This window comes from Methylocystis silviterrae (assembly GCF_013350005.1).
Taxonomy (GTDB): Bacteria; Pseudomonadota; Alphaproteobacteria; order Rhizobiales; family Beijerinckiaceae; genus Methylocystis; species Methylocystis silviterrae.
Map to the genome: position 1 here is coordinate 227,533 of NZ_JABVWW010000001.1, position 26,112 is coordinate 253,644.

The window sequence follows — 26,112 nt, forward strand, 5'->3', positions numbered from 1 at the left end:
ACTCTGTTGAAGCAAGAAAGGCGCCCTCGCGGAACGGCTCAGGCGGTCAGGATCTTGGGAACCCGATTGAGCCGTAGCCGATAGGCGTCCGGCATGCCGCTTCCAAGCAAGGGACGCAGATACATCCGGAAGGCGTCGGTGACGTCCGTGCCGCAGGGGCTAATGTATTCGTCCGGCATGACTTTTGTCTTTGCGGCGATCTCTTCAAGCGGCGTCAACTGATAGTCGACCGAATAAAAGCCGGTCCGGTGGATCGTCACCGAGCCGTCGCGGTCGCCCCAAATGGCGTATTGCACGGCCTTTTCGCCGACCTCGCGCGCCTCGCGCTGGTCGACGTCGGAAACGCAGCCGACGAAGCTCCTCTGCACATAGCCGAATGTATCGGCTCGCACCCGCTTGAATCCGAGCCGATCCTTCACGAGGCGGGTGAGTTCGTCGGCCAGCGCGCCGCCGCCCAGATGGACATTGCCGTGATCGTCGCGCTCCACCGCCTTGGCCAGCTTTTCGGCGATGGGCGTATGGTTTTCGTCGCAGACGCCTTCTGACACGGCAACGACGCAGCGGCCGTATTTCGCCATCGTCGCCTTAACGTCGGCGAGGAATTTGTCGACGATGAAGGCGCGCTCAGGGATATAGATGAGATGCGGGCCGTCGTCGGGGAATTTCTTGCCGAGCGCCGAGGCGGCGGTCAGAAAGCCCGCGTGCCGGCCCATGACGATCGCGATATACACACCGGGGAGAGCCCAATTGTCGAGATTGGCGCCGGCGAACGCCTGCGCCACCCAGCGCGCCGCCGAGGGGAAGCCCGGCGTGTGGTCGTTGACCATCAGATCGTTGTCGATGGTTTTTGGAATGTGAACCGTCCGTAGCGGATAGCCGGCGCTTTGGGCCTCCTGCGAGACGATGCGCACCGTGTCCGACGAATCATTGCCGCCGATATAGAAAAAACAGCCGATCCCATGCGCGCGCAGGACGCGGAAGATTTCCTGACAATATTTGAGGTCCGGCTTGTCGCGCGTTGAGCCGAGCGCCGAAGACGGGGTGCAGGCGACGAGTTCGAGATTATGGGTCGTCTCCTGCGTGAGGTCGACGAAATCCTCGTTGACGACGCCGCGAACGCCGTGGAAGGCGCCATAAACCCGCTCGACCTCGCGAAATTTGCGGGACTCCAGCACGGCCCCGACGAGCGACTGATTGATGACGGCGGTGGGGCCGCCGCCCTGAGCGACGAGCACTTTAGAATAATCAATGGCGGTCACGACAAGCTCCTGGAAACCCGCGGCGCTTCAACCGCGCTGCGCTTATATTCTCAGGCGCGAGGCGGTTCAAATCGATCCGACCGCTATTCCGAGGACGTGCTCGCGCAGACCTTGGCGAAGAGTCCTTCGTAGTAGGGCGGCGCCGGCGACCATTCGTTTTTCGGCGGATATGGCTTGGTGATCTTTCCTTGGCCCATCTGGCCCTGCCGCCAGCCACCGCCCTCGGACCTGTATTTCCGATTGGCGCAATCGAGCGACACCTTCTCGATTTCCGACAGCCCCTTTTCGGCAAGGCCGAATGCGGCGGCTTTTGGCGAGGCGGCGTTGTAATCCGTCAGGGCGTCGACCGTGACGATTCCGTCGGGCGACGTCCGACGCGAGCCAGGGTCCATATAGACGGTCGAAAAATCGTCCTTGGAGACCTGCACCCATTCGACGCGGGCCGATGCCGAAGACGCCAGCGTCGACAGGAGAGCCGAGACGCTGATCTTCCACATCGCTGTCCGCATCCTCGGCTTAGACAAGAGCGCCGTGGCAATGCTTGTATTTCTTGCCCGATCCGCATGGGCAGGGCTCATTGCGGCCCACCTTGCCCCAAGTGGCGGGATTGGTCGCGTCGCGCGTAGGGGGCGCCTCGCTGACCGCGAGCCCGCGCGCCGAGAAATCGACCCCCGCGAGACGCGTATTGAGCTCATCGAGCGCAAGCTGCTGTCCGCCGCCGATCAGCGCCTCGGGATTTGGATGCGACATTTCCATCGGCGGCAGCTCCGGCGGCGCGGAAGGCGGGGCCTCGAAGGACACTTCGACTCGCATCAATTGCGTGGTCACCGTTTCGTCCCACCGCGTCATCAGGCCCTTGAAGAGCTCGAGCGCTTCGGACTTATACTCGTTGAGCGGATCGCGCTGCGCCAAGCCGCGCCAGCCGATCACCTGCCGAAGGTGGTCGAGCGCGACGAGATGTTCGCGCCACAGCGTATCGAGAGACTGCAGGACGACCTGCTTCTCGATCATGCGCATCAGCGGCTCAGTGTTCTTTTCGACGCGTTCGGCGTATGCGGCGTCGGCCGCCTCCAGCAGACGCTCCTTGAGTTCTTCGTCGGCGATGCCTTCTTCCTTCGCCCAGTCGGCGACCGGCAGATCCAGATTGAGCTTCGTTTTGACGTCTTCCGCCAGCCCGTCGACGTCCCAGGCCTCGGCGTAGGCGTCATGCGGGATGTGCTGCGACACCATCGCGTCGACCACGTCGGCGCGCATGTCGGCGGTCTGCTCCTCGACGCTCTCCTCATCCATGATTTCGAGCCGGCGCTCGAAGATCACCTTGCGCTGGTCGTTCATGACGTTGTCGAACTTGAGGATGTTCTTGCGGATGTCGAAGTTGCGCGCCTCGACCTTATGCTGCGCCTTCTCGATCGCCTTGTTGATCCACGTATGGACGATGGCTTCGCCCTCCTGCAGGCCAAGCTTCACCAGCATCGAATCCATGCGCTCGGAGCCGAAGATGCGCATGAGATCGTCTTGCAGCGACAGGAAGAATTTTGAGCGGCCCGGGTCGCCCTGACGTCCGGAGCGGCCGCGCAGCTGATTATCGATGCGCCGGCTCTCGTGACGCTCGGTGCCGATGATGTAGAGGCCGCCGGCGGCGATGGCCTTCTCCTTGAAGTCCGCGACCTCCTCGCGGATTTCCGCTTCCTTCTTGGTGCGCGCGTCGCCTTCGAGGCCGGCGCATTCCTGCATCACGCGCATCTCGACGTTGCCGCCCAGCTGAATGTCGGTGCCGCGGCCGGCCATGTTGGTGGCGATGGTGATCGCGCCGGGCACGCCGGCTTCCGCGACGATATAGGCTTCCTGTTCGTGGAAGCGCGCGTTGAGCACCGCGAAAAGCTTCGACGGCTTGCCCGAACGCGCCGCCTCGTAGAGCTTGGTCAGTCCCTTGGATTCGACGAAGTCGATCATCGTATAGCCCTGCGCGAGCAGGAACTCCGCCAGCTGCTCCGACTTCTCGATCGACGTGGTGCCGACGAGAAGCGGCTGCATCCGCCCGTTCGCGTCCTGGATCTCGGCGGCGATGGCGCCGAGCTTCTCCTTGGACGTGCGATAGACCTCATCATCCTGGTCGAGGCGGCAGACCTCGCGGTTCGTCGGAATTTCGACGACGTCCAGCTTGTAGATTTCGGCGAATTCATTCGCCTCGGTCGACGCCGTGCCGGTCATGCCGGCGAGCTTGCCGTAGAGGCGAAAGTAATTTTGGAAGGTGATCGACGCGAGCGTGACGTTTTCAGGCTGAACCTGAACATGCTCCTTCGCCTCGAGCGCCTGATGCAGGCCTTCCGAATAGCGGCGGCCCGGCATCATGCGGCCGGTGAATTCGTCGATGATGACCACCTCGCCCTTGCGGACGATGTAATCCTTGTCCTTCTGGAAGAGCTTATGCGCGCGCAGCGCCTGATTGACGTGATGCACGAGCGTCACGTTGTGCGCCTCGTACAGCGCGCCTTCGGTCAGCGCGCCGGCCTCGGTCAGCAGCTCTTCCATATGCTCATTGCCGGCGTCGGTCAGATGAACCGTGCGCTGCTTCTCGTCGAGTTCGAAGTCGTCGGCGTTGAGCTTGGGGACCAGCTTGTCGATCGTGTTGTAGAGATCGGACTTGTCGTCGATGGCGCCCGAAATAATGAGCGGCGTGCGCGCCTCGTCGATCAGGATCGAGTCCACTTCGTCGACGATCGCATAATTATGTCCGCGCTGAACCATCTGCGAGAATTCATATTTCATATTGTCGCGCAGATAGTCGAAGCCGAATTCGTTGTTGGTGCCGTAGGTGATGTCGCAGGCGTAGGCGGCGGCGCGATCCTCGTCCATGAGGTCATGCACCACGACCCCGACGCTCATGCCGAGAAATCTGTAGATCTGCCCCATCCATTCGGAGTCGCGCTTGGCGAGATAGTCGTTCACCGTGACGACATGGACGCCTTTGCCGGCGAGCGCGTTGAGATAGACGGCGAGCGTGGCGACGAGAGTCTTGCCTTCGCCGGTGCGCATCTCGGCGATAGCGCCTTCATGCAGCACCATGCCGCCGATGAGCTGAACGTCGAAATGGCGCTGCCCGAGGGTGCGCTTGGCCGCCTCGCGCACCGTGGCGAATGCGGGAACAAGCAGATCGTCGAGCGTCTTGCCGGCGGCGAGCTCTTCGCGGAACTGGCGGGTTCGGTCCTTCAGCTCGTCGTCGGTCAGCGCTTCGACGTCCGCCTCCAGGGCGTTGATCGCGTTGACCTTCGGCGCGTAGGTCTTGAGCCGGCGGTCATTGGCCGTGCCGAAAATCTTCTTGGCGAGTGCGCCGATCATCCTTGCGAACCTTTCTCCCGAGCAGCGTCTGCCGCCTTCTCGGCGCGCCGGGGAACGGCGGCCGGCGGAACGTCGCATAATGCATGAATAACATACGCCTGCGACATCGCCCCAATTGCGGCGAGGCGCCGAGACCGACGCGGCGTTTCCGCCGGAGAGATAAGAGCCGCCGGAAACCTTGTCAATGTAAGGGATTTGGCGGCGCGGGCGCCAAGTGGATCAGGGCCGATCCCCATCGCCTGAGGGTAAGCCAAACGGATGTTGACGGCGGCCAGCCCCAAGCCTAGCGTCGCTTCATCAATCGTTTTTTTGTCGCGCGTTCATATTCGGAACAGAATTAAGGAGGTCCCATTGGCAAGCCCTCATTATACGTTTTTCGCCGCTCTTATCGCCGCAGTTTTTCTTGGCGGCGCGACGGCGGAGGCTCAGCGCCGAACCCCTTCCGAAGCCGGTGTGAGCCCGACGGAGCACTTCGGCGAAAAGGCGCCTCCCAAGGAAGAAGCCGCGCCGCAGAGCAAGAAGCCCGTCTCGGGCGAGGAAGACGCCCGGCCGGGCGTCGGCGAAGTTTCCAAAGAGCCGCAAGTTCCCACCAAGGCGCGGTCCATCCGCCGCGACCCTGCGGCCCAGCCCACGCCCAAGCCTTAATTCTTTTCGATCGCGTCCCGCGCATTTTTCGCAGGGGAGGGGACCATGCGCAGATTTTTGATCTTATTGGCCACGCTCAGCATCGTCTGTGCGCCGAGCGCCGCTCAGGCCTGGTTCAAGTTCCGCAACACCACCAAGGCCACGGTGTGGGTTTCATTTCTTTGGTATTCGCCGGGCTGTTCGGACGGCGGCGATTGGACGAAAAAGGGGTGGTGGAAATTAGAGCCGGGCCAGACGAAAACCGTCTTCGGCAAAGATCTGCAGAGCGTCAACACCTACTATTATTGGTATGCCGAGTCGAACGACGGCGCTGTGTGGAGCGGCCCTTTCAACACATGCGTGCCCCAGAGCGCCTACGAGTGGTGCATCAACACCTGTTGCTCGCCGACATGCCGGACGGTCGGCTTCCGCGAGAAATATATCGGCAGCTACAACAATTACACGATCAATCTTGTCAAATAGGGGCTCGTCAAACAGGGGACTCATGGAGCCTCATTGATGGGGCGCAGGGGCAACGGCATCACTCCGGTCTGCATCAGCCGCAAAAACAGCTTTATACCGATCGGCTCATTGCCGTTGGGGTGCACGAGCACGATCGAGCCCGGGCGGGGCCTTAAGCCGAGCGCGAGCCAGGAGTCGGCGCCGAGCGCGATGAGATGCCGGCTGCGGACGTTCTCCAGCAGCGCGGCGTCGGCGACGAGTCCCGGAAAGCGAAAAAACACCGACGGCGTCTCGCCCTGGGCGATCATGAGCTTTTCCGTCTCGAAAATCTCGCGATCGACGTCCACGCCTGGCCGTAGGAAGTAATTCCGCCCGTCCGGAAGGCGGCGAACATAGGGATGGCTGTAGGAATGATTGGCCCAGGCGATGTCGAGCGCGCCGCCGCGCGCCTTCTCGCGCAGCCAGGCGAAGTCGGCGCCGTGGCGGGCGATCCAGCCGCCGGAGACGGCGAGCATCACGGGCGTATGCTTGCCTAGCGCGGCGAGCTTTTCGAAGAAGGCGCGGTCCAGCGACTTGCGGCTCGGGCAGAGGTCGCCGGTCACAAAGGCCCCGCCGCCGCCGGCGCCGTGAATGAGGCCGGCGTTGACGAGCGCCGGCGGACGCGTCGGGTCTTGCGGCGGATGCAGCGCCTGGAGATAGCGCGTCTCGGCCTGCGCCGCGTCGCTCGTCGCTTCGCAGCGCCAGCATGCCGCCCGCTCCAGCGACGTCTGCAGCGATTGCGGGTCGACCGTCAGGATCAGCAGCGTCCCGTCGACGCTCATGCGCCGGATGGCGAGCCGCGTTGAGCCGCTTTCGCTCGCGCAGCTCTCCAAAACCGGCGCATAATTCTTGACGCGCGAGGCCGCCGGCGTCGGAGACGTCGCGATTTCGACCGGCGCGCAGGGGGCCTCCGCGCCATAGGCCGTTGCGGCGCCGGCGAGGCGCGCGCAAAATAGGAGGCCGAACATCCGAGTCATGCGCAAGACCATGGCTAAAATCTTCGAGATTGAGAAGCTCGCTCTGTCGATCGAAACGGCGGAATCAGCGGAGCTTTCGGCGCGTCTCGGCGCGGCGCTTGGCGAACGTTTTGGGGTGCGGGACGAAACGCCTTTCTCCATTCTGGCGCGCGGGGAAGATGACGCGCTGATCGGCGGGGTCAATGGCCTCATCCATTGGCGATGGGCCTATGTGCGGCATCTCTGGGTGGCGGAGTCGCGGCGCGGCCAGGGCCTCGGCGCCGGGCTGATGCGGGAGGCGGAGCGCCTCGCGCGGGATCGCGGTTGCGTCGGCGTCTATATCGACACATTCGAGAAACGCGTCGCCGCATTCTATGAGAGGCTCGGCTTCGCGCGCGTGGGCGAAATCGCGGATTTTCCGCCGGGCCACAGCCGCATCTCCCTGAGCAAGCCTCTCCGATGACTGAGATCATGAAAGCCATGGTCCTGCCGCGGCCCCACGCGCCGCTCGTCATGGAGGAGCGGCCGATCCCGTCGCTCGGCGTCGGCGAGTTGCGGCTCAAGATCGAGGCTTGCGGCGTTTGCCGCACCGATCTCCATGTCGTTGACGGCGAACTGACCCGGCCGAAGCTTCCGATCGTTCCAGGCCACGAGATCGTCGGGCGCGTCGAGGCGATCGGTCCGAGCGTGACGGGCTTCTCGCTTGGACAGCGGGTTGGCGTTCCCTGGCTTGGCCATACCTGCGGGCATTGCCCCTACTGTCTGAGCGCGCGCGAAAATCTGTGCGACGATCCGCTCTTCACCGGCTATACGCGCGATGGCGGCTACGCCACCCATACGATCGCCGACGCGTCCTACTGTTTCCCGCTGCCCGAGACCGGCGACTCGGCGACGCTCGCGCCGCTGCTGTGCGCGGGCCTCATCGGCTGGCGCACATTGAAGATGGCGGGTCCGGCGGAAGCGATTGGCATCTACGGCTTCGGCGCCGCCGCCCACATCATTGCTCAGGTTGCGATCGCTCAAGGCAAGCGCGTTCACGCATTTGTTCGGCCGGGCGATCAGTCGGCGGCCGATTTCGCGCTGTCGCTCGGCGCGGCCTCGGCGCAAGACTCAGACGCGCCCTCTCCGGAGCCGCTCGACGCCGCGCTGATTTTTGCGCCGGTCGGCGCGCTCATTCCGCGCGCGCTCGCCGCGACGAAGAAGGGCGGCGCAGTCGTTTGCGGCGGCATTCACATGAGCGACATTCCGAGCTTTCCATACGCGCTGCTTTGGGAGGAGCGTCGACTGCTTTCGGTCGCCAATCTCACGCGCGAAGACGCGCGCGAATTTCTCGCGCTCGCGCCGACGATTCCGCTGAAAATGCATGCGACGCGCTATCCTCTGGCGCGGGCGAATGAGGCGCTCGCCGATCTTCGCGAGGGTCGGCTGCAAGGCGCCGCGGTGCTCATTCCGTGAGCCGTGATCGCTTACGCGTCCGCAATGATAGGCGCGTGCCGATTGTCATTCCCGGCAGGCCGAAGGCCTGACCGGGAATCCAGAGCAATGGCATGAGTGATGGGTTTCGTTCTGGATTCTGGATCGCGCGCTTCGCGCGCGTTGGGAATGACATCACAGTTTGGCGGTTTGCGACGACGACTTCAAAGCATTCTCAATCTCGGCGGCGATCGTCGCCGCATCCTTCGAGGCGTCGATCTTGAGCCAGTCGATCTCGCCCGTCGCCTTCTCCATTTGCTTGGCCAGCACGTCGCGTGTGGCGTCGGACACGTCGTTGACGCGCGCTTCGACGCGCGCCGCGCGGCGGTCGAGATCGAGATCGAGCCAGACCCCAAAGAATGGCGCTTGCGCGCCTTCGGCCGCCGCTCTTATCGCTTCGCGATCCTCGGGACGATCGAAGACGGCGTCGACGATGACAGGCCAGCCGAGCGCGGCCGTTCGCGCCGATACGTCAAACATCTCGCCATACACCCTCGCCGAAACTGCGCTGGCATAGGCCTCTTGCGGAAGACGCGCGGTCGGCGCGACGCCGAAGAGCCGTTTGCGAATGCGATCGCTGTTGATGACGCGCGCGCCGGGCGGACATCCGATGACGGGCGCAAGCGCCGCGGCGACGCTCGATTTTCCTGACCCGCTGAGACCTCCGATTGCAATGACGGCGGCTTTCGCCGGCGCAAGCAGAGTCATCGCGAGATCGAAATAGAGGCGCGCGCGTTCGGCGTTGTGTTGCGACGCCTCGACATGCGCGCGTATCGCGGCGCGCAGCGACATGAAGAAGGGAAGCAGCGGCAGGCCATCAGTTTCGTCGCGGGCGTCGAGATAGCGGTTCAACGCTAGATTGGCGCAGCCAAACGCGCCGACCCGCCAGAGATCCATCAGCAGGAAGCCGACGTCATACAGCACGTCGATTGTTGCGATCTCGTCGTCGAACTCGAGGCAGTCGAAGAGCGTCGGGGCGCCCTCGAACAGACAGATGTTGCGCAGCGTCAGATCGCCATGGCAGCGGCGCACCTTACCCCGCGCCTTGCGTGCGTCGAGAAGCGCGCCTTGCGCGTCGAGGACTCCGTTGAGGCGCGCGACAAGCACATCGATGTGCTCGGCGCTTGCGGGCGCCGCGTTGTGCAAGCTCAAAGCCGTATCGTCCAGCGTTCGGCGCATCGCCGCCGCGCCGCCCTTTTCATAGTTCGGCGTCGCCTCGTCATGGGTCTTCGCGACTCGACGCGCCAGGGCCTCCACCATCGCGGGCGTCAGGCGGCCGTCCTTCGCAATCTGTTCGAAGAGGTCTTCGTCGACGAAGCGCCGCATGACGACCACGGCGTCGATCATCTCGCCCGCGCCGTCGAGCGTCAGCCGCCCATCCGTCTCGCGGGTCACGCGATGCGCGCCGAGATAAATTTCGGGCGCGAAGCTTTTATTGAGCGTCGCTTCGCGCTCGCACATCTCCCATCGGCGGCTCGGCGTCGAGAAGTCGAGATAGGGGAAGACCACCGCCTTCTTCAGCTTATAGGCGTGCGTTCCGCAGAGCGCGACGACGGAAATGTGAGTCGTGACGAGCCGCTCCGCGCCGCCATCGAGCGAGGCGAGAAAGCGCACGACTTCATCTTGCGCGCCAAAATCCATGTGGAGTCTCGGAACTCGCGCCCGCTGACGCCGTGCATGAGGCGAACCGTCCCCCGCGGCCAGTCCGCTTTGGGTTTGATTCAGCCTATTCCATGCCGAGCGCGGAAAGATAGAGGTCGAGGATTTCCTCCTCCTCCTCCCGCTTGTGCTTATCCAGACGGCGTATCGACACGATCTTGCGCATCACCTTGGGGTCGAACCCCGTCCCTTTCGCTTCCGCGTAGACGTCCTTGATGTCGTCGCTGATCGCACGCTTTTCCTCCTCGAGCTTCTCGATCCGCTCGATGAAGGCGCGCAAATGTCCGCCGTCGACGGCGTTGCTGGTCATGTGCAATTCCCGAGGCTGCTCCGGGCGGGCGGGGCGCGCGCCGGATGGGCGGGAGCCTTGCGACAAACTGGCGGCGCTCGTCAAGGCGGCGGGGCCACTAATCCCCGAATTCCGCACCCCGAGCGGCGCACTTGAAACCGGCCTTAAGGTCGCCGATCTTTGGCGGGCCACCAGAAAGGCCTTAAATTGATGACCGAGCGGGATCCCTTTTCCAGTCGTGAGCGCCCAATGGCCCCAATCGGGGCGCGCGCCGCGCCTTACATTCCGCCACAGGCGCTGGAGGGCGTGCGGACGCGCCGCATCATCGCCGTCATGCTCGATTTGATTCTCGTCGCCGGCATGTCGGCGGCGCTGTTCGTCGCTCTGTTCATCCTCAGCGCCGGATTGTCGGCATTCATCCTGCCGCCGCTGTTTCCGATCGTCGCCTTTTTCTACAATGGTCTGACGGTGTCGGGGCGGAGAATGGCGACGCCTGGCATGGCGTTCATGGACCTGGAGATGCGCACCATGGACGGAGACCCGGTGCCGTTTCTGCAGGCGGCCGTCCATGCCGTGCTGTTTTATGTCACCTGGCTATTCCCGCCGCTGCTGCTACTCTCGCTGTTTATGGGCGACAAGCGCTGCCTGCACGACATGCTCGCGGACGTCATCGTTTTACGGCGCTCGTCTTAAAATCCGCAACTTCGACGCCGTAAATCTCCCTTGGCGCACGCCATGTGGGCGCTCTAGATTAGTATTGGATCTGGGACCTTAGAGCGTGACGAAAGAGCCGCGCGACGCGCCGCAATTCTATCTGACCTCTCCGGCGCCGTGCCCCTATTTGCCGGGCCGCGAGGAGCGGAAGGTCTTCACGCATCTGATCGGGCTGCGCGCGCCCGCGCTCAATGACACGCTGACGCAATCCGGCTTCCGTCGCTCGCAGACCATCGCCTACCGCCCCGCTTGCGAGCAGTGCCGAGCCTGCGTGTCGGTGCGAGTCAAGATCGACGAGTTCACGCCGTCGCGCGGCATGCGGCGCATCCGCCGGCGTAACGCAGAGCTTGTCGCCGAAACACGGCCGGCGCGGGCGACGCCTGAGCAATACGCCTTGTTTCGCCGCTACGTCAGCGCCCGCCATTCCGACGGCGGCATGGCCGACATGAGCATGATCGACTATCAGATGATGATCGAAGACAGCCACGTCGACACGCGGCTCGTCGAATATCGTCTCGCCCAAGGCAATGGCGAGATCGGCGCGCTCGTCGCCTGCTGCTTGACTGACCGGCTCTCCGACGGGCTGTCGATGGTCTATTCCTTCTATGAGCCTGAACTCGAGCACAGGTCGCTCGGGGCCTTCATGATTCTGGACCATGCGGAGCGCGCCCGCGCCTTTGGTCTGCCGCATGTGTACCTGGGCTATTGGGTCGAAGGTTCGCGCAAGATGGAATATAAGTCGCGCTTCCTGCCTCAAGAGCGCCTGGGCATGAGCGGCTGGGTTCGCGTGGACTAGCCCGGCAGGCCACAAAATCGCCGGACTATTCGCGCCTTGTTAACGCCGAAGATGCACAACTCGATCGAAAGAGCCGGCGCGGTCCTCTAGGCGGCGTCGCCTTTCGGCTTGACCGCCGGAATACACCGGCGATGCGATTGGAGCGATCTGTGCGAGAATCCGCAATTTTCCAGCTTGCCCGCGGCGCCGCGCTCGTCCTTGGCGCGTTCGCTCTCACGCCCGCCTCAGCCGCCTGGGACCAGGACGGACAGGCCGAGTGGGCGCAGCGTTATGACGCCGACGCCCGCCTGACCGTCTCGCGCTCGACGACCCCCATACTTTCGACTCATACGGTGGCCGCCACGGAAGCGGCGATCGAGCGCTTGCGCGAAATCGCGGCCAATGGCGGCTGGCCGCAGGTGCCGGCCGGCCAACAGCTGCGGCTGGGCTCGAACAGTCCGGTGGTCTCGGCGTTACGCCGCCGCCTGGTCGTCTCCGGCGACATTGGGGCCGAAACCGGCGCGAGCCCGGTGTTCGACTCCTATGTCGAAGCGGCGGTGCGCCGGTTTCAGGCGCGCCACGGCATCATTCCGACCGGCGTCGTCAATCAGCAGACCGTTCAGGCGATGAATGTGCCGGCTGAGACCCGGCTGAAGCAGCTCGAGACCAACCTGGTGCGTCTGCGTAGTTTTTCACACGGCCTCGGCAACCGCTACGTCACCGCCAACATCCCGGCCGCTTCGGTGGAGACAGTCGAGAACGGCGAGGTCGTCACCCATCACATGGCCGGCGTCGGCAAGATCGACCGCCAGTCGCCGGTGATGCAGACCAAGGCGATCCAGGTCAACTTCAATCCGTTCTGGACCGTGCCGGCGTCGGTGATCCGCAAGGATTTGATCCCCAAGATGCAGGCGGATCCAAACTACCTCAACGCCAATCACATCCGCGTCTACGGCAAGGACAATCAGGAGCTACAGCCCGAGCAGATCAATTGGCGCTCGCTCGACGCGCTCAATTTCCGCTTCCGCCAGGACATCGGCGGGGATTTCAACTCGCTTGGCGTCGTGCGCATCGACATCGCCAACCCCTACGGCGTTTACATGCACGACACGCCCGCTAAAGGCGTTTTTGGCGACGACTTCCGCTTCGTCTCTTCGGGCTGCATCCGGCTTCAGAACGTTCGCGACTATGTCGCCTGGCTCTTGAAGGAGACGCCCGGCTGGGACCGCGACCACATTGACGAGGTGATCGCCTCCGGCGAACGCGTGGACGTCAAGATCACGCCGGCCGTGCCGGTCTACTGGGTCTACATCACCGCGTGGGCGGCGCCGGACGGCGTCACCCAGTTCCGCGACGACATCTACCAGCGCGACGGGCTTGGCGTGCGGTCCGCCGGGGCCGATTCGCCGGCGCCGACAGTGGTGCAGGCGGCGCGTCCGGTGCGCGGCGAAGGACTGTTCCCGAGCGACGACGACAGCTATTTTGAGGAGCGTCCCCGGTAACTGCGGCGCTTATTGCGCCGCAGCGGCGCTGCGCGACGCGCGCCAGGTTCCGCCGCAAAGGTCGGTCGACGATGACCAAGGGCCGGAGCCCCTGCCGCCCCGCAGCGTTCCGTGGAAGCGCACGACCCGCTCGCCGTCGCCGGTGAATCGCGCCACGATTGTGCCGTCCTCGTCAACATAGCCCCAGAATGAGGCAGCCGGCCCCGGCGCGGCGGCGATTTTATTGCCGACGATGTCGAAAGACGGCGGAATGAGACTGCGACACTCTCCGACGGTCGTCGTCGCTTCGATGTTCCATCTGCCGTTTGGATCGCCGACCGGGCCTGTCAGGGCTCGTTCGTTGTCCGGCTGCGCCCTTTGGCCCCGCGGCTGCTTGGCGGACGCTCCCTGGGCCGCTACGCAGACCACAAGCGCCAACGCTAGAGTTCTCATTTGGCCTCCGAAAGCGCGCGTCGCAGCGCGCCGTGCATGTCGCAGCCTGCGTAGATAAACTCTGTCACGCCCGCATGGCGCAGACGCTCCTCGAGGTCGCCCGGCCGGCCGGCGAGATAAAGCCCAGCGCCTGCGCCCTTTAGCGCCAGCGCCGCCGTTTCAGCCGAGTCTCCGTAGATCCTGTCGGACGAACAGAGGCAAGCGAGTTTGGCGCCACACTCCCGGTAGGCGTCGACCAATTCGGTCGTGGACTCGGTTTCGGGTCCAAAAACCGCTTCGACGCCGCCGGCCTCGAAAAAATTCTTGGCGAAATTCGCTCGCGCGGTGAATGCCGCGACGGGGCCGAGATTTGCGAGGAAAATCTTCGGGCGAACGCCCAACTTGGCGAGGCGCTCATCCGACTCTTCACGCAGCCGCTCGAAGGGCTCGGCGAGACGGCTTGGCGCAAGCGGAGCGCACTTTCGCGCGCCTTTTGGCGGCTCAACGGTTTCAGCCGCTGCGTCATAGGGCGCGAGAACGTCGAGCGCGCCCTCGTGAATGTCGGGAAACTGGTTCGCGCCGATGAGCTTATCCTTGGCGCGCGCGACGTTCTTCGCACGCAACGCGGCGGCTTCGGCGACGCCCGCCTGAAAGGCTCCCGTCTCCAACGCTTTGGGAAGGCCGCCTTCCGCCTCGATCTGCTGAAAAAGCCCCCACGCCCGCGCGCACAGCGCGTCTGTCAGCGCCTCGAAGCCGCCCGCGCCGCTCGTCGGATCGTCGACGGCGTCGATATGGGATTCGTCCTGCAGCACGAGCTGGGTGTCTCGCGCCAGCCGCCGCGCGAATTCGTCGGGGGCGCCGAGCGCCTGGGTGAAGGGGAGCACGGAGACGGCGTCGGCGCCGCCGATCGCCGCCGAGAACGCGGCGAGCGTCCCACGCAAAATATTGTTCCACGGGTCGCGCCGCGACATCATCCGCCAGCCTGTCTCGGCGAAGACCAGCGCCGGCTTGGGAGAGAGGCCGCAGGCCTCTTCAACGCGCGCCCAAAGGCGCCGCGCGGCGCGGAATTTGGCGACGCCCAGCAATTCGTCGGCGTCGGCGCAGAATCGGAATGCGATCAGATCGCGCGCCGAATCGAGGTCGACTCCGGCGTCCGCCAGCGCGCGGAGATAGGCGAGCCCGGAAGAAAGCGCGAAAGCCAGCTCCTGCGACTCGGTCCCGCCCGCCGAATGCACGACGCGGGCGTCGGCGACGGCGGTCGCGTAGACGAAGCCGGCGTCGGCGGCCGCCTTCACGTCCCGCGCGAAGCTTCGGGAGACTTGCGTCCAGGGCTCCGCAGCGAATCCGTGCCGCGCCTGCGCGCCCAGCGGATCGAAGCCCATCGAAACGCGGGTGAGCGACGGTTCAATATGTTGGCGGTCGACAAAACGCATGAGCGCCTGCGCGGCGCCAGGCGCGCGCGGCGAAGAGTCCAACGTCAGCGGAATGCCGTAGTCGAGGCGAACATTGGCGAGCGCGTGAGCGATTGCGTCATCGTCGTCGCCGACGAGACCCCCGCCGTAGGCGCCGATCGAGCCGGCGAAAACGAGATGCAGTCCGTCGGCGCCGCCGTCGAGGTCCAGCAGCGCCAAGCGGTTGGCGGCCTCTGCGTTGGGGACGTCGACGCGCGCGAGAATCGCCCAGCGGCCGGGGGTTTTGCGTAGCACGGGGAAGGGCGAACCGGCGGCGCGGGCGTAGATGGGCTCAATGGAAAGCCCGTCATAGCTCTTGGAGACGAGCGTTTCGAAGGACGCGCCTTTGAGCGCCCGCTCAACAAGAACGCGCCACTGCGCGTCAGTGGCCTGCGGAAAGACCCCCGCCAGCGCCGTCTCCTGTCCCGTCATGTTCGCTGTCGCCCTCCGTTGTTTCGGGCGGCGTTTTCGCATGAAGCGCTCCGCCGGGCCACTGCAAATCCGCCGAGGGCGCGGCGGGCTTTATTTTCGAGGCCAAACGCCTTAACCAGTGCCGACTGCGCCCGAGGGCGGGAAAAGGGGCGCTGGAGCGGAAGAGCCAGAGGCGGGCGGTTCTGGCCACGCGCCCAGATTTAAAGGCGCTGGATCGGCGCCGCCGCGTCAATGCGTCGCGCGCGAGCGCGAGTTGTCGTGGGCGGCGCAGAGCCTGAAACGGAGGGATTCGTGACTGATAATCCGCAGGACAAGAATCAGCTCGTCGACGAGATCATCGAAGTGATCGCGTCGGAAGGCATGGTCGACAAAAGCAAGATCACCCCCGACGCGTCGATCGAGAGCCTCGACCTCAAATCCGTCGACATCGTTATGATTCTCACGGCGCTGGAGGAGAAGTTCAACGTCTACATCCCCATGGACGGGTCGCTGCAGGAAGCCAAAGACGTCAAAAGTCTGATCGAGGCGATCGCGGACCACATCCAGAAAGAGCGCGAGAAGCAGTAAATGGCATTCTCGCGAGCGCGGGCCGAGGGGCGCCGCGTCGTCATTTCTGGCATGGGCGCGGTTGGCGCCTCTGGAGTCGGCGCGCAAAAGCTGTGGGAAGCGGCGCGCGACGGCGTCGCCCAGATTCGTCCGCTCAAGACAGAGCGCCCTTATGACGGGCGCATCAAGATCGCGGCGCAGGTCCCCGACTTCAATCCCGCCGACTACATCGAACCCAACGTTCTTCCGTTCTGCGATCCCTTTACGCAGTTCTGCATCGTCGCCGCCGACGAAGCGGTGGCGCAGGCGGGTTTCGGACGCAAGGACGTCGCCGGGCCGAGAACGGCCGTCATCATCGGCTCCGGCATCGGCGGCATGACGACGATCGAGGACGGCATCTACCGCTATTATGTCGAAGGAACGCGGCCCGAGATGTTGAGCGTTCCCAAGCTCATCCCGAGCGCCGCGCCTGCGACCCTGGGGATGCGCTATTCTTGCCACGGCCCGACATTCGCGATCGGAAGCGCCTGCTCCTCGGCGACGCAGTCGATCGGACTTGGCATGCAGATGATCCGACAGGGCCTTGTGGACAAGGCCATCGTCGGCGGCGCCGAGGCCTGCGTCATCAACGCGACGATCCGCGCGTGGGAAGGCCTTCGCGTGCTGAGCCCGAATTTGTGCCGCCCCTTCTCCAAAGGCCGCAACGGCATGTCGCTTGGCGAAGGCGCGGCGGTTTTCGTCCTGGAAACGGAGGAGGCGGCGCGAGCGCGCGGCCACGCGCCCCTATGCGAACTCGCCGGCTACGGCACGACGAGCGACGCCAAGGATCCCGTGCGGCCGGATCTTGAAGGCGCGTCGAACGCGATCGCCCTGGCGCTCGAAGATGCGGGAATGGCTCCGCAGGAGATTCATTACGTCAACGCGCACGGCACCGCGACCCACGCCAACGACATCACCGAAGCCGAAGCGATTCTGCGCGTGTTTGGCGATTATGGACGGGTCGTGCCGGTGTCGTCGACGAAACCTATTCACGGCCACGCGCTCGGCGCGAGCGGCGGCTTGGAACTCGCCATCACCATACAGGCGCTTCGCGAACAGATCGCGCCGCCGACCATCAATTTTCTGGAGCACGACCCCAAGTGCCCGCTTGACGTCGTCCCGAACGCGGCGCGCAAGCACAAGATCGACGCCGCCATGTCGAACTCCTTCGCTTTCGGAGGGATCAACGCCGTGCTGATCGTGCGTCATGCAGTCTGACCGGCCGCTTGCGCTGGGGCCTTTTCGGCTGCGCGTTGATCCGGCGCGCGCCGCGGCCTATGCGCAAGAAACCGGCGGCGACGGCGCAAGCGTTCCGCTCGCCTATCCGGCGATCTGGCTTGCCGAGCCTTCGCTTTTTTCGGTTGTGCGCGACCTTTGCGCCCGGCGCGACGTCGTGCCGGTGCATGAGTCGCAGAGCTTTTCCTATGACGCGCCCCTCGTCGCGGGTGAGAGTTACGACTTGAGCGTCACCATGAGCAGCGACGAAGAGCCGCCGCGTCTGACGATGGTCGGGACAGTCGCAACGCCGCAAGGCGAGCCTTGCGCACGAATCGAAACCATATTGCGGCTCGTGCCGCGCGCGGGATTTGGAAGCGCGTCATGAGCGATCCCATCAAGGTCGGCGACAAACTGCCGGAGACCGTCATAGGCCCATTCGACGCGCCTTCGCTTGCGCGCTACGCCGAGGTCTCGGGCGACGCCAATCCATTGCATCTCGACGACGCCGTGGCGGCGGCGATCGGGCTCGCCGCGCCGCCGGTACATGGCATGAAGCTTCTGGCTGCGTTTGAACCGATGCTGAGGGCCTGGCGCGGCGACCTCGTCATCGCTTCGCTTGCGGGGAAGTTCGTGCAGCCGATCTTGCGCGGCGAGACCGTCAGGCTGTCGGGCCGCGTGTTGCGCGCCACCGAAAACGAGATTTTCGTCCGTCTGGTGGCCTATGGCGCGGCGCGGGCGCCCGGCATCGTCGGCGAAGCGACCTTGCGGCCGAGGGCGGCCACATGAATGATCGGCTGCGCCGTGGAGCGGGGCGCGCATATGGCTAAGAGCGCTGTTCGGGTTCTTATCACCGGCGCCTCAAGCGGCATTGGGCGCGCCTTGGCGCTCGCCTATGCGCGCGAAGGCGCGAGCCTTGTCTTGCTTGGCCGCGACGCCGAGCGGCTCGACGCCGCCGCGCGCGCCTGTCTCGCAGCCGGCGCAGAGGAGGCGGAGACCCATGTCGCCGACGTGCGGGATCGCGACGCGATGGCGCGTATCGTTCAATCTGCGCATGAAAAGCGCCCCATCGACATTCTCGTCGCCAACGCCGGCGTCGCGACGGGCCTTTCGCCCGGCCAGCTTCTCGAAACGCCCGAGGCGGTCCGAGCAATGCTCAAGATCAATGTTGATGGCGTCTTCAACACGGTCGAGCCGGCAATTCTGCCGATGTGCGCCCGTAAGAGTGGCAGAATCGCTATTGTCGGCTCGATGGCCGGCGTGCGCGCGCTCCCGCATTCGCCGGCCTATTGTGCGGCGAAGGCGTGCGTGCACATGTGGGCGGACTCCCTGCGCGCCCAGCTCGCAGCCCATGGCGTGCATGTCGCGCTGATCGTGCCGGGTTATGTGAAGACGCCCATGTCGGCGCGCACCATCGTGAAGACGCCCCTTTCGGCGCGCACTCGCCTAAAGACATCGGCGTCGGCGGGCGTCGAATCCTGGCAGCCCAGCGCCATGTCCGACGGAGAAGCCGCGCGCATCATCAAGAACGGGCTGGAGCGCCGTCGCAACGTCATCGCCTTTCCGCGTTATATGTATTGGGCGATGCGCCTCTTCTCCCTCTTGCCGGCGGCGCTCGTCGATGGCGTCATGCGCCAGTTTCCTGCCGAAGTGCCAGAGACGCCGGAACGGGAGAATTCGTGACGGCCTACACCGTCCTTACTTGGGCCGCAGGCGGCTATTGGATGATCGCCGTCGCTTTGCTTGTCGTCTCTGTCGCGGCGACGATCGCGCAGCCCTGGCTTGCCGCGCGCCGCGCCACGCGCCGAGACCAGCCGCCGGTCTCGGTCGTGCTTCCCGTCAAGATGCTCGAGGACCAGTTCGACCGCACGCAAGAGTCCGCGCTGACGCAGCACTACCGCGATTTCGACGTGACCGTCTCCGCAACCGACATCAAGGAGCCGGCCGTCGAGCGCATGCGCGCCATTTTCGCGCGTCACCCGTCTGTTCCGTCGCGCATTCTCCGCTCGACAGCGAAATTCGCGGTCAGTCCGAAGGTCGATAATCTTTATGCGCCGTTCATGCAGGCGACGCACGACGTCATACTGATGAAGGACGCCAATGTGCTGCTTGAGCCGGACGCGCTGGCGCAGCACGTCAGGCAGCTGACGGACGATGTCGGGCTCGTCTGCGCCATCCCGTATTGTGCACGACTCGAGAATTTCGCCGCGCAAGTCGAGGCTGCGATCATTAACGGTCCGCATGCCCGCATGCTGTTTCTCGCCTCGGCGCTGGGGCAGGGGCATGGCGTCGGCAAAATCATGCTGTTTCGACGTTCGGATTTCCTGCGCGCGGGAGGCTTTGACGCGATTTCCCATACGGTCGGCGAAGACAACGCCTTGGCCAAGGCGATGCGGCGGATCGGCAAACGCCCGGTCTTTTCCCACAGGCTTGTTCGTCAGGAGCTCGGCGCGCGCACGTTCGACGATGTTTATCAGCGGCAATTGCGCTGGAGCGTCATTCGCCGCAGCGACGAACTCATCTCATTCCTCGCCGAGCCAATATGCCAAGCGGTTCCAGCAGTTATCGCTTCAGCGCTCGCGGCCCCGCTCGTCGGGATTTCGCCAATTGCCGCCGCGTCGGGGACGCTTATGCTGTGGTTTGCGCTTGAGACATTGCTTTCTGTGGCCAAAGGATGGCAGTTATCGTGGGCTGCGCCTGCGGTGTTTGTGGTCCGCGAGGCGACGATGCTGGCGGTCTGGTTGAACGCCTGGGTCACTGACCAGGTGGTTTGGGCGAGGGACAGCGTGAACGCGCGCGCCGGGGCGAAGCCCTCGCCGGTTCCGCACGAAGAAGGATAGGCCGTTTGGTGCTGGGGCTTTTTCAATTCCTCGTCGACGCGGTCGCGATGGTCTGCGCTTCGATCCTGATGGCGATCGGAATCGGCTATCTGATCGTCATCGGCCGCTTCTGTCACGACCAGCTGCGCGGCGTGCGCGATCCCGAAGCGCCTGCCATCCCTGACACGGATCTGCCGCGGGTCGTGCTTCAGATCCCCGTTTTCAACGAGCCGCTCGTGACCGAGCAGTCGTTGCGCTGCGTCGCGCTTCTCGACTGGCCCAAGGATAGGCTGCGCATCCAGCTTCTCGACGATTCGACGGACGAGACGAGCGCGCGGGCAGACGCGGTGGCGGCGGAGCTTCGCGTCGGCGGCGCCGTGATCGACCATGTGCGGCGCGCCGATCGCTCGGGCTTCAAGGCGGGGGCCTGCGCGCATGGCCTCACGCTCACCCACGAACCCTTTGTCGCCATGCTCGACGCCGACTTCCGTCCGCCGCCCAATTGGCTCAAACGAACGGTCCCGCTTTTTCTGACCGACGAGCGCATCGGCTTCGTGCAGTCGCGCTGCGAGTTCCAGAATTTCGAGAAAAACTGGCTGACGCGCGCCCAGGGCCTCGTGCAGGACGGCCATTATCTCGTCGAACAGCGCTCACGCGCGCATGCCGGCTGGCTCTTTCAATTCAACGGCACCGGCGGAATCTGGCGACGCGCGACGGTCGAGGACGCCGGCGGCTGGTCCGACTATTCGCTATGCGAGGACCTCGACCTCACCGTGCGCGCGGCGCTCCAGGGATGGCATGGGCTTTTTGTCTCGGAGCCGCCGATTCCCGGTCAGGTGCCGGAGGGAATCCGCGATTTCCGCCGCCAGCAAAGGCGATGGTCGAACGGATTCGTGCAGGTCGCGCAAAAGACCGTCCTGCCGATCTGGCGTTCGCCATGGAGCCTGACGCGCCGCGTGATGGCGATCTCGCTGATCGCTCATCAGATTTTCTTCCCCACAGCCGCCATCGGACTCATCGCCTTCTTCCTTGGCGTGATCCTGCACGGATCGCTCGCGCCCTTCGCCGGGATGTTGGAGATCATCGGACTCATGACGGTCCTGGTGGCGCTCGGCATCACGCTGCCGCCCTATCTGGCGCTCAAGCGCGGGACCCTCGCCGATTATGTGAAAACGGTCGCGTCGATTCCGCCGCTGATGATCTATCTCGCCTTCGCCAATGGCGCGAAGATCCTCCAAACCCTGCGCGGGCGTAAATCGACGTTCAAGCGCACGCCCAAGCTCGACCATGAAGCGGCGACGCCGATCGACGCTGAGGTGGAGTAGGGCGAAGGCCGGTCGCGCTCACTCCAGCCGCGCCGGGGCCTCGAAAGCGCCGGCGTCGGTGACGATCGTTAACGTCGCGTCGGCGGCCTTGGCGGGCGCGCTGCCGGAAAAGAGCTTAAGCTCGAAGCCCTCTCCCGCGCGCGTGCTTTCAATGAAGAGCGGCTCAGGCGCTTCGGCGAAGACGTCCTCGACCTTGCCGGGTCCAAGGTAGCGCAGCCGCCACGACCCGTCCGCGCTATTCCGCGAAACCGTAAAGCGCTTTTTGGCGTCGGCCGCGCTGAGTTTCTTTGGCACCAGGCGTTCGGCTTCGGCGATCGCCGCCGCATGAGGCGATGCGCCGGCGCGCGGCAGCTCCAGAGAAAGATCGGCGCGGCCCGGCAGGCAGATCTTGCCGCAGGAGGCGTAGTCGAGCACGAGATTGAGCGTCACCGGCGCGTTGGGATCGCGCGGCGTCACCTTCAACGGCAGGACGACGCGCGCATCATAGCCGGCGACGATGGTTCCGGCCTCGTCGATATGTTTCGGCGCCGGAAAGGACGGTTCGACCTTGGCGACATTGACCGATCTCGAGAAATCGAACGCGGGCGCCGAGCCCGACTCGCCAGGCTGGCGCCAATAGGTGATGGTTTCCGGCGCGAGCGCGATCTCGACGGCGGCGCGGTAAGCCCCGCCCTGCGGCGGGCCGGCGGACAAGAGCCGAGCGCTCGACGCCGTCCCCTTTACGATCGGAGACGCGAAGGCCGTGTTCTCCGCGAGCGACGCCGCCGGAAAGCTCTGCGCCAGCGTGACGGCTAGCGGCGCGAACAGAAAGAATTTTGAGCGCATCGTGATCCTTCGGCGCCCCCGTCCCCCAGTCAAGGCAGTCAGTTACGTGATCTGCGCCGCTTGTCCTGAGAACGCGGCGGGCGTAGCATGACCCTATGAGGGCGAGCGGAAAGAAGCAAGATTTCGCGGAGAGGGTGAGCGAGCGCCGCAGCGGGCGTCCCGACGAGCGCCGCTTTCTTGATGGCCAATTGCTGATCGCGATGCCGAGCATGTTGGATCAGCGCTTCGCACGCTCGGTGATCTATCTGTGCGCCCATTCCGAAGAAGGCGCGATGGGCATCGTCGTCAACCAGGCGGCCCGTGTGCGCAATTTTCCCGATTTGCTCGTTCAGCTGCAAGTGATTGCGCCTCAGGAGCGCATCAGCCTACCGAGCCGCGCCGAAGACATCCAGGTGCTGTCCGGCGGGCCGGTGCAGACCGACCGCGGTTTCGTGCTGCATACGCCGGATTTCTTCCTCGACAATTCCACCTTGCCGATTGACGACGGCGTCTCGCTCACGGCGACGATCGACATTCTGCGCGCCATCGCCGCAGGGCGCGGCCCGGACCGCGCGCTGCTGGCGCTCGGCTATGCGGGTTGGGACCCGGGTCAGCTCGAAGAAGAGATTCAGCGTAACGGATGGCTGAATTGTCCGACCGATCCCGCTTTGCTGTTCGATCATGACCTCGAGACGAAATATGCGCGCGCGCTGCGCTCGATCGGCGTCGATCCACAGCGGCTGTCGACACATGCGGGACACGCCTGAGCGTCGATTCAGAGTCGTTCGAAGGCCGGCGCATAGTCTACCGGTCCCTCCTTGGCTGGAAGCGCGCCATTAAGCGCCAGCGCCATGAAATGCGGCCCCGCATATGGCGTGTCGAAGCCGGCTGCAAGCTCCGGTCGAAATCCGAAACGGCCGTAAAAGGCGCCGTCGCCCAACACAAAAATCGCGCGCCACTGGTCGTCCTGCGCACGCGCCAAGCTCCAGCGTAAAAGAGCGTTGGCGATTCCTTTTCCGCGATATGCCGCGGCGACGGCGACAGGACCGAGCCCGAGCGCCGGAAAGGGAGCGTTCATCCTGGACAGGGCGGCGTAGCCGACGATGACGCCGTTGACAGCCGCGACGCCGCCAAAGACCAGGTCGCATTCCTTGCGCAGCGCCTCGACGAGTTCGGCCTCGCCGCATCGGTCGAAAGCTGCAACGAGCAGCCCGTGTATGGCGGAGTGATCCTCCGGCGTCTCCGCGCGAAGAGTTGCGCTTCCGGTCATGGCGCGGGGTTGCTGTGCAGATGGTGGATGGCGTCAATACGCCGCTCGATTTCAGGCGTGATCCTGAGCTCCATCGACGCGAGGTCGGTTGTGAGCTGCGCCATCGTCGTCGCGCCAATAATATTCGACGTCACGAAGGGCCGGGACGTCACGAAGGCGATGGCGAGTTGCGCCGGATCGACTCCAATATCCTGCGCGAGCGTCAGATAGGCGGCGACCGCGTGTTCGACTTCCGGCTTTTCATAACGCTGCGCGCGCTCAAATAGCGTCGTGCGCGCGCCGGGCGGCCGCGCGCCGCCCTGATATTTGCCGGTGAGGTATCCTTGCGCGAGCGGCGAATAGGCGAGCAATCCGACGCGCTCGCGCTCAGCGAACTCAGCGAGCCCGATCTCGAAGGTGCGATTGACGAGGTTGTAGGCGTTTTGAATCGAGACGACGCGCGGCCCATGGCCGAGTTCCGCAGCGCGCAGGAAGCGCGCCACGCCCCATGGCGTTTCATTGGACAGGCCGATGTGACGAACTTTGCCGGCTTTGACGAGCCGCGTTAGCGCTTCCAGCGTCTCTTCAATCGGAATTTCGTCGCGCTTCGTCGGGCGTCGATAGACCGTGCCGCCTGAGCCCCACAGCGGCAGCGAACGATCCGGCCAATGCAATTGGTAGAGATCGATGTAATCGGTCTGCAGCCGCTTCAGCGATCCCTCGATCGCAGCGTTGATGTTCTTGGCGTCGAGAACCGTTCCGGCGCCTCCGGGACGCAGCCAGTTGGCGTCGCCGCGGCCGGCGACCTTAGTAGCGATGATCGCCTTGTCGCGATTTTTACGTGCGGCGAGCCAACTTCCGATGATGCGCTCGGAGGAGCCTTGAGTTTCTCGCTTCGGCGGAATGGAATAGATTTCCGCCGTGTCGATGAAATTCACGCCGCAATCGAACGCATAGTCCAGTTGCGCATGGCCTTCGGCCTCGCTGTTCTGCTGTCCCCACGTCATTGAGCCGAGACAGATGGCGGAGACGGAGAGATCGCTGTCGCCGAGTTTGCGGTATTCCACGGGGCGCGTCCTTTAACGAAGCCATTCGCTCGACTGCAGCTCGAGCCGCAATTCGAAGCTTTGGAATTGAGTGAAGATTGGCAAGAGCCATGCTTTGAGCGCCGCGCGAACCACGATCGACATGCCTGGCGGCGGCTCCCTCATGAAGCGGGACAGCGACAGATCGACGTCGTCGAGCGCGCGCGCGATCGGCGCCTCAAGACGCGGGATCACGAATTTGCCGCTCGCGGGATAGCGCGCAAGAATCGTCAAGGAGTCACGGCCGAGCGGCGAGGCGCCGCGATTGTGAATGACGCTCATGGTGAGATCCGGCCATGTGGTCTTGAGGACGAGCGCGCTGTTCGCCGCGCTCTCCGTGACATCCGTCTGAAAGAGCACGATCGGCTCCACGCCGCGCCGCCGCGCTTCTTCGAGGAAACCGATTTCGGCGATGGTCGCGAACAGGCGCTCATAGGAGCGATGCCAGACGTCGACGATTTTCGGCGTCTCGTCGGCGACGAGCAGGCGGTCGAAGAGCGACATCTGCCCCTTGATCTCGCTGAGGTCGACGATGTGCGTCGCTTCCGGAAAGAACACTGCATAAAGCGGCTCCCGGAAATCCGTGTCGAAGCCTTCGACGCCGACATTGCGCGACAAATAATAATCGGTCAGCAAACGCGCCGCTGTCGTCACGCCTGTTCGCGAGTGCGGCGAGCAAACGAAGTACGCAAGAGTGCGACGCGCCATGTGGTTTTCGCGGAGAGATGCGCGCCGCCGCCGCGACCCTCTATCGCCTCTTCTCGCCAACAAGATCGAGAAGGCCGACCCGTTCGAACTCGTCGGCGACGCGCGCCAGCCAGGTGCGAACATAGCCGCGCAACACGAACGAATGCTCCGCCGGTCGGCCCTGCGCGTCCTGATTGCCGATGAATGTCGAGAATGGCGTGCCGGATAGCTCGACCTGCTCGTAGGCGAGTTCGCTGAGCTTGGGGATCGTGATCTCGCCCGAGGTGACGACATGCTCGAAATATTTCGCGTGCGTTTGTGGGTCCCACTCGAAGAAGGTCGTGTCGTTGACGTGATTCTTCACCATGAAATAGTTGGCGTTCGTGACGTAGGGCGCGATTTCGGCGATCTCCTCCAGCGAAGCGATGGAGGGTCCGATCACATGCAGCAGCACGAAGCGGAATTCGCCGCCTTTCACCGCATCGAAGAAGCCGATTTCGTCGAGCGCCCCGAGCGCCGGGCTCAACCCGCCGGCGCGCACGTCTATGACGCTGACCTTGGCCTGCGACGTATTCAGCGTGTCGATGATCTTCATCTGGTCCGAGGGTTCGGTCAGATCGACGATCATCGTCTCGTCGGGGTGGAAGCGATGAAGCGTTCCTCGCGGCGTTTCGGTGTCGAACGCGCGCGTATGGATGTCATTGAGCGAAAGAAAGTCGAGAATGGCTCTGGCGATCGTGGTTTTGCCGACGCCGCCCTTGTCCGCGCCAACGACGATGACCGCCGGGCGAGCGGCGGCGTTCGCGGCGGCGGCCGGAGCCTCGGCCTTTCGCGGCCGGCTTTCGGGCTCCCGTTTCGCTGGCGCTTCCCTGGTGATTTTGACCGGCTTCTTAACCATGGGTGCTCCTATCGCATGTTGCGCTGGCGCCGCTGTGCGTGAATGACAAGCGCTCAACAA

Annotated in this window: 28 protein-coding genes; 15 read left to right on the plus strand and 13 right to left on the minus strand. The window is 64.3% G+C overall.

Annotated features, from left to right (window positions below; genetic code table 11):
- Positions 1–38: 38 nt before the first annotated feature.
- The 3 genes from HUN39_RS01050 to secA form a co-directional block, all read right to left on the minus strand.
- On the minus strand, positions 39–1,259 hold the full coding sequence (locus HUN39_RS01050) for a 6-phosphofructokinase (RefSeq protein WP_175092665.1): 1,221 nt from the start codon (positions 1,257–1,259) through the stop codon (positions 39–41).
- 83 nt (positions 1,260–1,342) lie between these two features.
- Positions 1,343–1,756 (minus strand): surface-adhesin E family protein, encoded by a 414-nt coding sequence (locus tag HUN39_RS01055; RefSeq protein WP_175092666.1) that lies wholly within the window; start codon positions 1,754–1,756, stop codon positions 1,343–1,345.
- A 19-nt stretch (positions 1,757–1,775) separates the two neighbouring features.
- Positions 1,776–4,598, minus strand: a complete 2,823-nt coding sequence (secA, locus tag HUN39_RS01060; RefSeq protein WP_175092667.1) for a preprotein translocase subunit SecA — start codon at positions 4,596–4,598, stop codon at positions 1,776–1,778.
- Positions 4,599–4,949: 351 nt separating this feature from the next.
- Between secA and HUN39_RS01065 the strand changes: the two genes are divergently transcribed.
- Both HUN39_RS01065 and HUN39_RS01070 read left to right on the plus strand, forming a co-directional pair.
- On the plus strand, positions 4,950–5,243 hold the full coding sequence (locus tag HUN39_RS01065) for a hypothetical protein (RefSeq protein WP_175092668.1): 294 nt from the start codon (positions 4,950–4,952) through the stop codon (positions 5,241–5,243).
- Positions 5,244–5,288: 45 nt separating this feature from the next.
- Positions 5,289–5,705 (plus strand): DUF1036 domain-containing protein, encoded by a 417-nt coding sequence (locus HUN39_RS01070; RefSeq protein WP_018408936.1) that lies wholly within the window; start codon positions 5,289–5,291, stop codon positions 5,703–5,705.
- A 20-nt stretch (positions 5,706–5,725) separates the two neighbouring features.
- Here HUN39_RS01070 and HUN39_RS01075 read toward each other — a convergent pair whose 3' ends face one another.
- A complete protein-coding gene (locus HUN39_RS01075; protein ID WP_232365833.1) occupies positions 5,726–6,712 on the minus strand; it encodes a polysaccharide deacetylase family protein in 987 nt (328 codons plus the stop codon).
- Between HUN39_RS01075 and HUN39_RS01080 the strand changes: the two genes are divergently transcribed.
- Both HUN39_RS01080 and HUN39_RS01085 read left to right on the plus strand, forming a co-directional pair.
- On the plus strand, positions 6,711–7,142 hold the full coding sequence (locus tag HUN39_RS01080) for a GNAT family N-acetyltransferase (RefSeq protein ID WP_175092669.1): 432 nt from the start codon (positions 6,711–6,713) through the stop codon (positions 7,140–7,142). The genes HUN39_RS01075 and HUN39_RS01080 overlap by 2 nt on opposite strands.
- An 8-nt stretch (positions 7,143–7,150) precedes the next feature.
- Entirely contained in the window at positions 7,151–8,134 is a 984-nt protein-coding gene (locus HUN39_RS01085) for a zinc-dependent alcohol dehydrogenase family protein (protein WP_175092813.1), read from the plus strand.
- 153 nt (positions 8,135–8,287) lie between these two features.
- Here HUN39_RS01085 and HUN39_RS01090 read toward each other — a convergent pair whose 3' ends face one another.
- Entirely contained in the window at positions 8,288–9,793 is a 1,506-nt protein-coding gene (locus tag HUN39_RS01090; RefSeq protein WP_175092670.1) for a bifunctional aminoglycoside phosphotransferase/ATP-binding protein, read from the minus strand.
- Positions 9,794–9,878: 85 nt separating this feature from the next.
- Positions 9,879–10,121 (minus strand): DUF2312 domain-containing protein, encoded by a 243-nt coding sequence (locus tag HUN39_RS01095; protein ID WP_175092671.1) that lies wholly within the window; start codon positions 10,119–10,121, stop codon positions 9,879–9,881.
- A gap of 228 nt (positions 10,122–10,349) precedes the next feature.
- Between HUN39_RS01095 and HUN39_RS01100 the strand changes: the two genes are divergently transcribed.
- The 3 genes from HUN39_RS01100 (at position 10,350) to HUN39_RS01110 (ending at position 13,091) form a co-directional block, all read left to right on the plus strand.
- Positions 10,350–10,793: an RDD family protein gene (locus tag HUN39_RS01100; protein WP_232365834.1), complete on the plus strand. Its 444-nt coding sequence runs from the start codon at positions 10,350–10,352 to the stop codon at positions 10,791–10,793.
- 85 nt (positions 10,794–10,878) lie between these two features.
- Positions 10,879–11,610 (plus strand): arginyltransferase, encoded by a 732-nt coding sequence (locus HUN39_RS01105; RefSeq protein WP_175092672.1) that lies wholly within the window; start codon positions 10,879–10,881, stop codon positions 11,608–11,610.
- A 131-nt stretch (positions 11,611–11,741) separates the two neighbouring features.
- The gene (locus HUN39_RS01110; RefSeq protein ID WP_175092673.1) at positions 11,742–13,091 is read left to right on the plus strand and encodes a L,D-transpeptidase family protein; all 1,350 of its coding nucleotides are present in this window, start codon (positions 11,742–11,744) and stop codon (positions 13,089–13,091) included.
- Positions 13,092–13,100: 9 nt separating this feature from the next.
- Here HUN39_RS01110 and HUN39_RS01115 read toward each other — a convergent pair whose 3' ends face one another.
- The gene (locus HUN39_RS01115) at positions 13,101–13,523 is read right to left on the minus strand and encodes a hypothetical protein (RefSeq protein WP_175092674.1); all 423 of its coding nucleotides are present in this window, start codon (positions 13,521–13,523) and stop codon (positions 13,101–13,103) included.
- A complete protein-coding gene (locus HUN39_RS01120; RefSeq protein WP_232365835.1) occupies positions 13,520–15,427 on the minus strand; it encodes a methylmalonyl-CoA mutase subunit beta in 1,908 nt (635 codons plus the stop codon). The genes HUN39_RS01115 and HUN39_RS01120 overlap by 4 nt, the downstream gene beginning before the upstream one ends.
- Positions 15,428–15,676: 249 nt before the next feature.
- On the opposite strand from HUN39_RS01120, the gene HUN39_RS01125 reads away from it, so the two are divergent.
- From HUN39_RS01125 to HUN39_RS01155, 7 genes are read left to right on the plus strand one after another with little or no spacing between them, the layout of a single operon-like run.
- Entirely contained in the window at positions 15,677–15,952 is a 276-nt protein-coding gene (locus HUN39_RS01125; RefSeq protein WP_014890237.1) for an acyl carrier protein, read from the plus strand.
- Positions 15,953–17,188: a beta-ketoacyl-[acyl-carrier-protein] synthase family protein gene (locus tag HUN39_RS01130; RefSeq protein WP_175092675.1), complete on the plus strand. Its 1,236-nt coding sequence runs from the start codon at positions 15,953–15,955 to the stop codon at positions 17,186–17,188. It begins immediately after the preceding gene.
- Positions 17,178–17,573: a hypothetical protein gene (locus HUN39_RS01135; RefSeq protein WP_175092676.1), complete on the plus strand. Its 396-nt coding sequence runs from the start codon at positions 17,178–17,180 to the stop codon at positions 17,571–17,573. The genes HUN39_RS01130 and HUN39_RS01135 overlap by 11 nt, the downstream gene beginning before the upstream one ends.
- A complete protein-coding gene (locus HUN39_RS01140; protein ID WP_175092677.1) occupies positions 17,570–17,974 on the plus strand; it encodes a MaoC family dehydratase in 405 nt (134 codons plus the stop codon). The genes HUN39_RS01135 and HUN39_RS01140 overlap by 4 nt, the downstream gene beginning before the upstream one ends.
- Positions 17,975–18,007: 33 nt before the next feature.
- Positions 18,008–18,868 carry an SDR family NAD(P)-dependent oxidoreductase gene (locus HUN39_RS01145; protein WP_175092678.1) on the plus strand — a complete coding sequence of 287 codons (861 nt, stop codon included), beginning with the start codon at positions 18,008–18,010 and terminating at the stop codon, positions 18,866–18,868.
- A complete protein-coding gene (locus HUN39_RS01150; RefSeq protein ID WP_175092679.1) occupies positions 18,865–20,025 on the plus strand; it encodes a glycosyltransferase in 1,161 nt (386 codons plus the stop codon). The genes HUN39_RS01145 and HUN39_RS01150 overlap by 4 nt, the downstream gene beginning before the upstream one ends.
- Positions 20,026–20,033: 8 nt before the next feature.
- Positions 20,034–21,329, plus strand: a complete 1,296-nt coding sequence (locus HUN39_RS01155; protein ID WP_175092815.1) for a glycosyltransferase family 2 protein — start codon at positions 20,034–20,036, stop codon at positions 21,327–21,329.
- 18 nt (positions 21,330–21,347) lie between these two features.
- Here HUN39_RS01155 and HUN39_RS01160 read toward each other — a convergent pair whose 3' ends face one another.
- A complete protein-coding gene (locus tag HUN39_RS01160) occupies positions 21,348–22,154 on the minus strand; it encodes a protein-disulfide reductase DsbD domain-containing protein (protein WP_175092680.1) in 807 nt (268 codons plus the stop codon).
- A 95-nt stretch (positions 22,155–22,249) separates the two neighbouring features.
- Here HUN39_RS01160 and HUN39_RS01165 point away from each other — a divergent pair, with 95 nt between their 5' ends.
- Positions 22,250–22,900: a YqgE/AlgH family protein gene (locus HUN39_RS01165; protein ID WP_175092681.1), complete on the plus strand. Its 651-nt coding sequence runs from the start codon at positions 22,250–22,252 to the stop codon at positions 22,898–22,900.
- Positions 22,901–22,908: 8 nt separating this feature from the next.
- Here the strand turns inward: HUN39_RS01165 and HUN39_RS01170 are convergent, their stop codons facing one another.
- From HUN39_RS01170 to HUN39_RS01185, 4 genes are all read right to left on the minus strand, one after another.
- Entirely contained in the window at positions 22,909–23,403 is a 495-nt protein-coding gene (locus tag HUN39_RS01170) for a GNAT family N-acetyltransferase (RefSeq protein WP_175092682.1), read from the minus strand.
- The gene (locus HUN39_RS01175) at positions 23,400–24,449 is read right to left on the minus strand and encodes an aldo/keto reductase (RefSeq protein WP_175092683.1); all 1,050 of its coding nucleotides are present in this window, start codon (positions 24,447–24,449) and stop codon (positions 23,400–23,402) included. The genes HUN39_RS01170 and HUN39_RS01175 overlap by 4 nt, the downstream gene beginning before the upstream one ends.
- Positions 24,450–24,461: 12 nt before the next feature.
- A complete protein-coding gene (locus HUN39_RS01180) occupies positions 24,462–25,121 on the minus strand; it encodes a hypothetical protein (RefSeq protein WP_332310698.1) in 660 nt (219 codons plus the stop codon).
- A gap of 94 nt (positions 25,122–25,215) precedes the next feature.
- A complete protein-coding gene (locus tag HUN39_RS01185) occupies positions 25,216–26,052 on the minus strand; it encodes a P-loop NTPase family protein (protein ID WP_175092685.1) in 837 nt (278 codons plus the stop codon).
- Positions 26,053–26,112: the final 60 nt, after the last annotated feature.

Bases quoted from the DNA above. Each gene is read 5' to 3' on its own strand.
- HUN39_RS01170 (WP_175092682.1), bottom strand. From the start codon at position 23,403: ATGACCGGAAGCGCAACTCTTCGCGCGGAGACGCCGGAGGATCACTCC.
- HUN39_RS01075 (WP_232365833.1), bottom strand. From the start codon at position 6,712: ATGGTCTTGCGCATGACTCGGATGTTCGGCCTCCTATTTTGCGCGCGC.
- HUN39_RS01185 (WP_175092685.1), bottom strand. From the start codon at position 26,052: ATGGTTAAGAAGCCGGTCAAAATCACCAGGGAAGCGCCAGCGAAACGG.
- HUN39_RS01110 (WP_175092673.1), top strand. From the start codon at position 11,742: ATGCGATTGGAGCGATCTGTGCGAGAATCCGCAATTTTCCAGCTTGCC.
- HUN39_RS01140 (WP_175092677.1), top strand. From the start codon at position 17,570: ATGAGCGATCCCATCAAGGTCGGCGACAAACTGCCGGAGACCGTCATA.
- HUN39_RS01165 (WP_175092681.1), top strand. From the start codon at position 22,250: ATGAGGGCGAGCGGAAAGAAGCAAGATTTCGCGGAGAGGGTGAGCGAG.
- HUN39_RS01095 (WP_175092671.1), bottom strand. From the start codon at position 10,121: ATGACCAGCAACGCCGTCGACGGCGGACATTTGCGCGCCTTCATCGAG.
- HUN39_RS01115 (WP_175092674.1), bottom strand. From the start codon at position 13,523: ATGAGAACTCTAGCGTTGGCGCTTGTGGTCTGCGTAGCGGCCCAGGGA.
- HUN39_RS01130 (WP_175092675.1), top strand. From the start codon at position 15,953: ATGGCATTCTCGCGAGCGCGGGCCGAGGGGCGCCGCGTCGTCATTTCT.
- HUN39_RS01055 (WP_175092666.1), bottom strand. From the start codon at position 1,756: ATGTGGAAGATCAGCGTCTCGGCTCTCCTGTCGACGCTGGCGTCTTCG.
- secA (WP_175092667.1), bottom strand. From the start codon at position 4,598: ATGATCGGCGCACTCGCCAAGAAGATTTTCGGCACGGCCAATGACCGC.
- HUN39_RS01085 (WP_175092813.1), top strand. From the start codon at position 7,151: ATGAAAGCCATGGTCCTGCCGCGGCCCCACGCGCCGCTCGTCATGGAG.
- HUN39_RS01135 (WP_175092676.1), top strand. From the start codon at position 17,178: ATGCAGTCTGACCGGCCGCTTGCGCTGGGGCCTTTTCGGCTGCGCGTT.
- HUN39_RS01160 (WP_175092680.1), bottom strand. From the start codon at position 22,154: ATGCGCTCAAAATTCTTTCTGTTCGCGCCGCTAGCCGTCACGCTGGCG.
- HUN39_RS01100 (WP_232365834.1), top strand. From the start codon at position 10,350: ATGGCCCCAATCGGGGCGCGCGCCGCGCCTTACATTCCGCCACAGGCG.
- HUN39_RS01070 (WP_018408936.1), top strand. From the start codon at position 5,289: ATGCGCAGATTTTTGATCTTATTGGCCACGCTCAGCATCGTCTGTGCG.
- HUN39_RS01120 (WP_232365835.1), bottom strand. From the start codon at position 15,427: ATGCGAAAACGCCGCCCGAAACAACGGAGGGCGACAGCGAACATGACG.
- HUN39_RS01080 (WP_175092669.1), top strand. From the start codon at position 6,711: ATGGCTAAAATCTTCGAGATTGAGAAGCTCGCTCTGTCGATCGAAACG.
- HUN39_RS01090 (WP_175092670.1), bottom strand. From the start codon at position 9,793: ATGGATTTTGGCGCGCAAGATGAAGTCGTGCGCTTTCTCGCCTCGCTC.
- HUN39_RS01145 (WP_175092678.1), top strand. From the start codon at position 18,008: ATGGCTAAGAGCGCTGTTCGGGTTCTTATCACCGGCGCCTCAAGCGGC.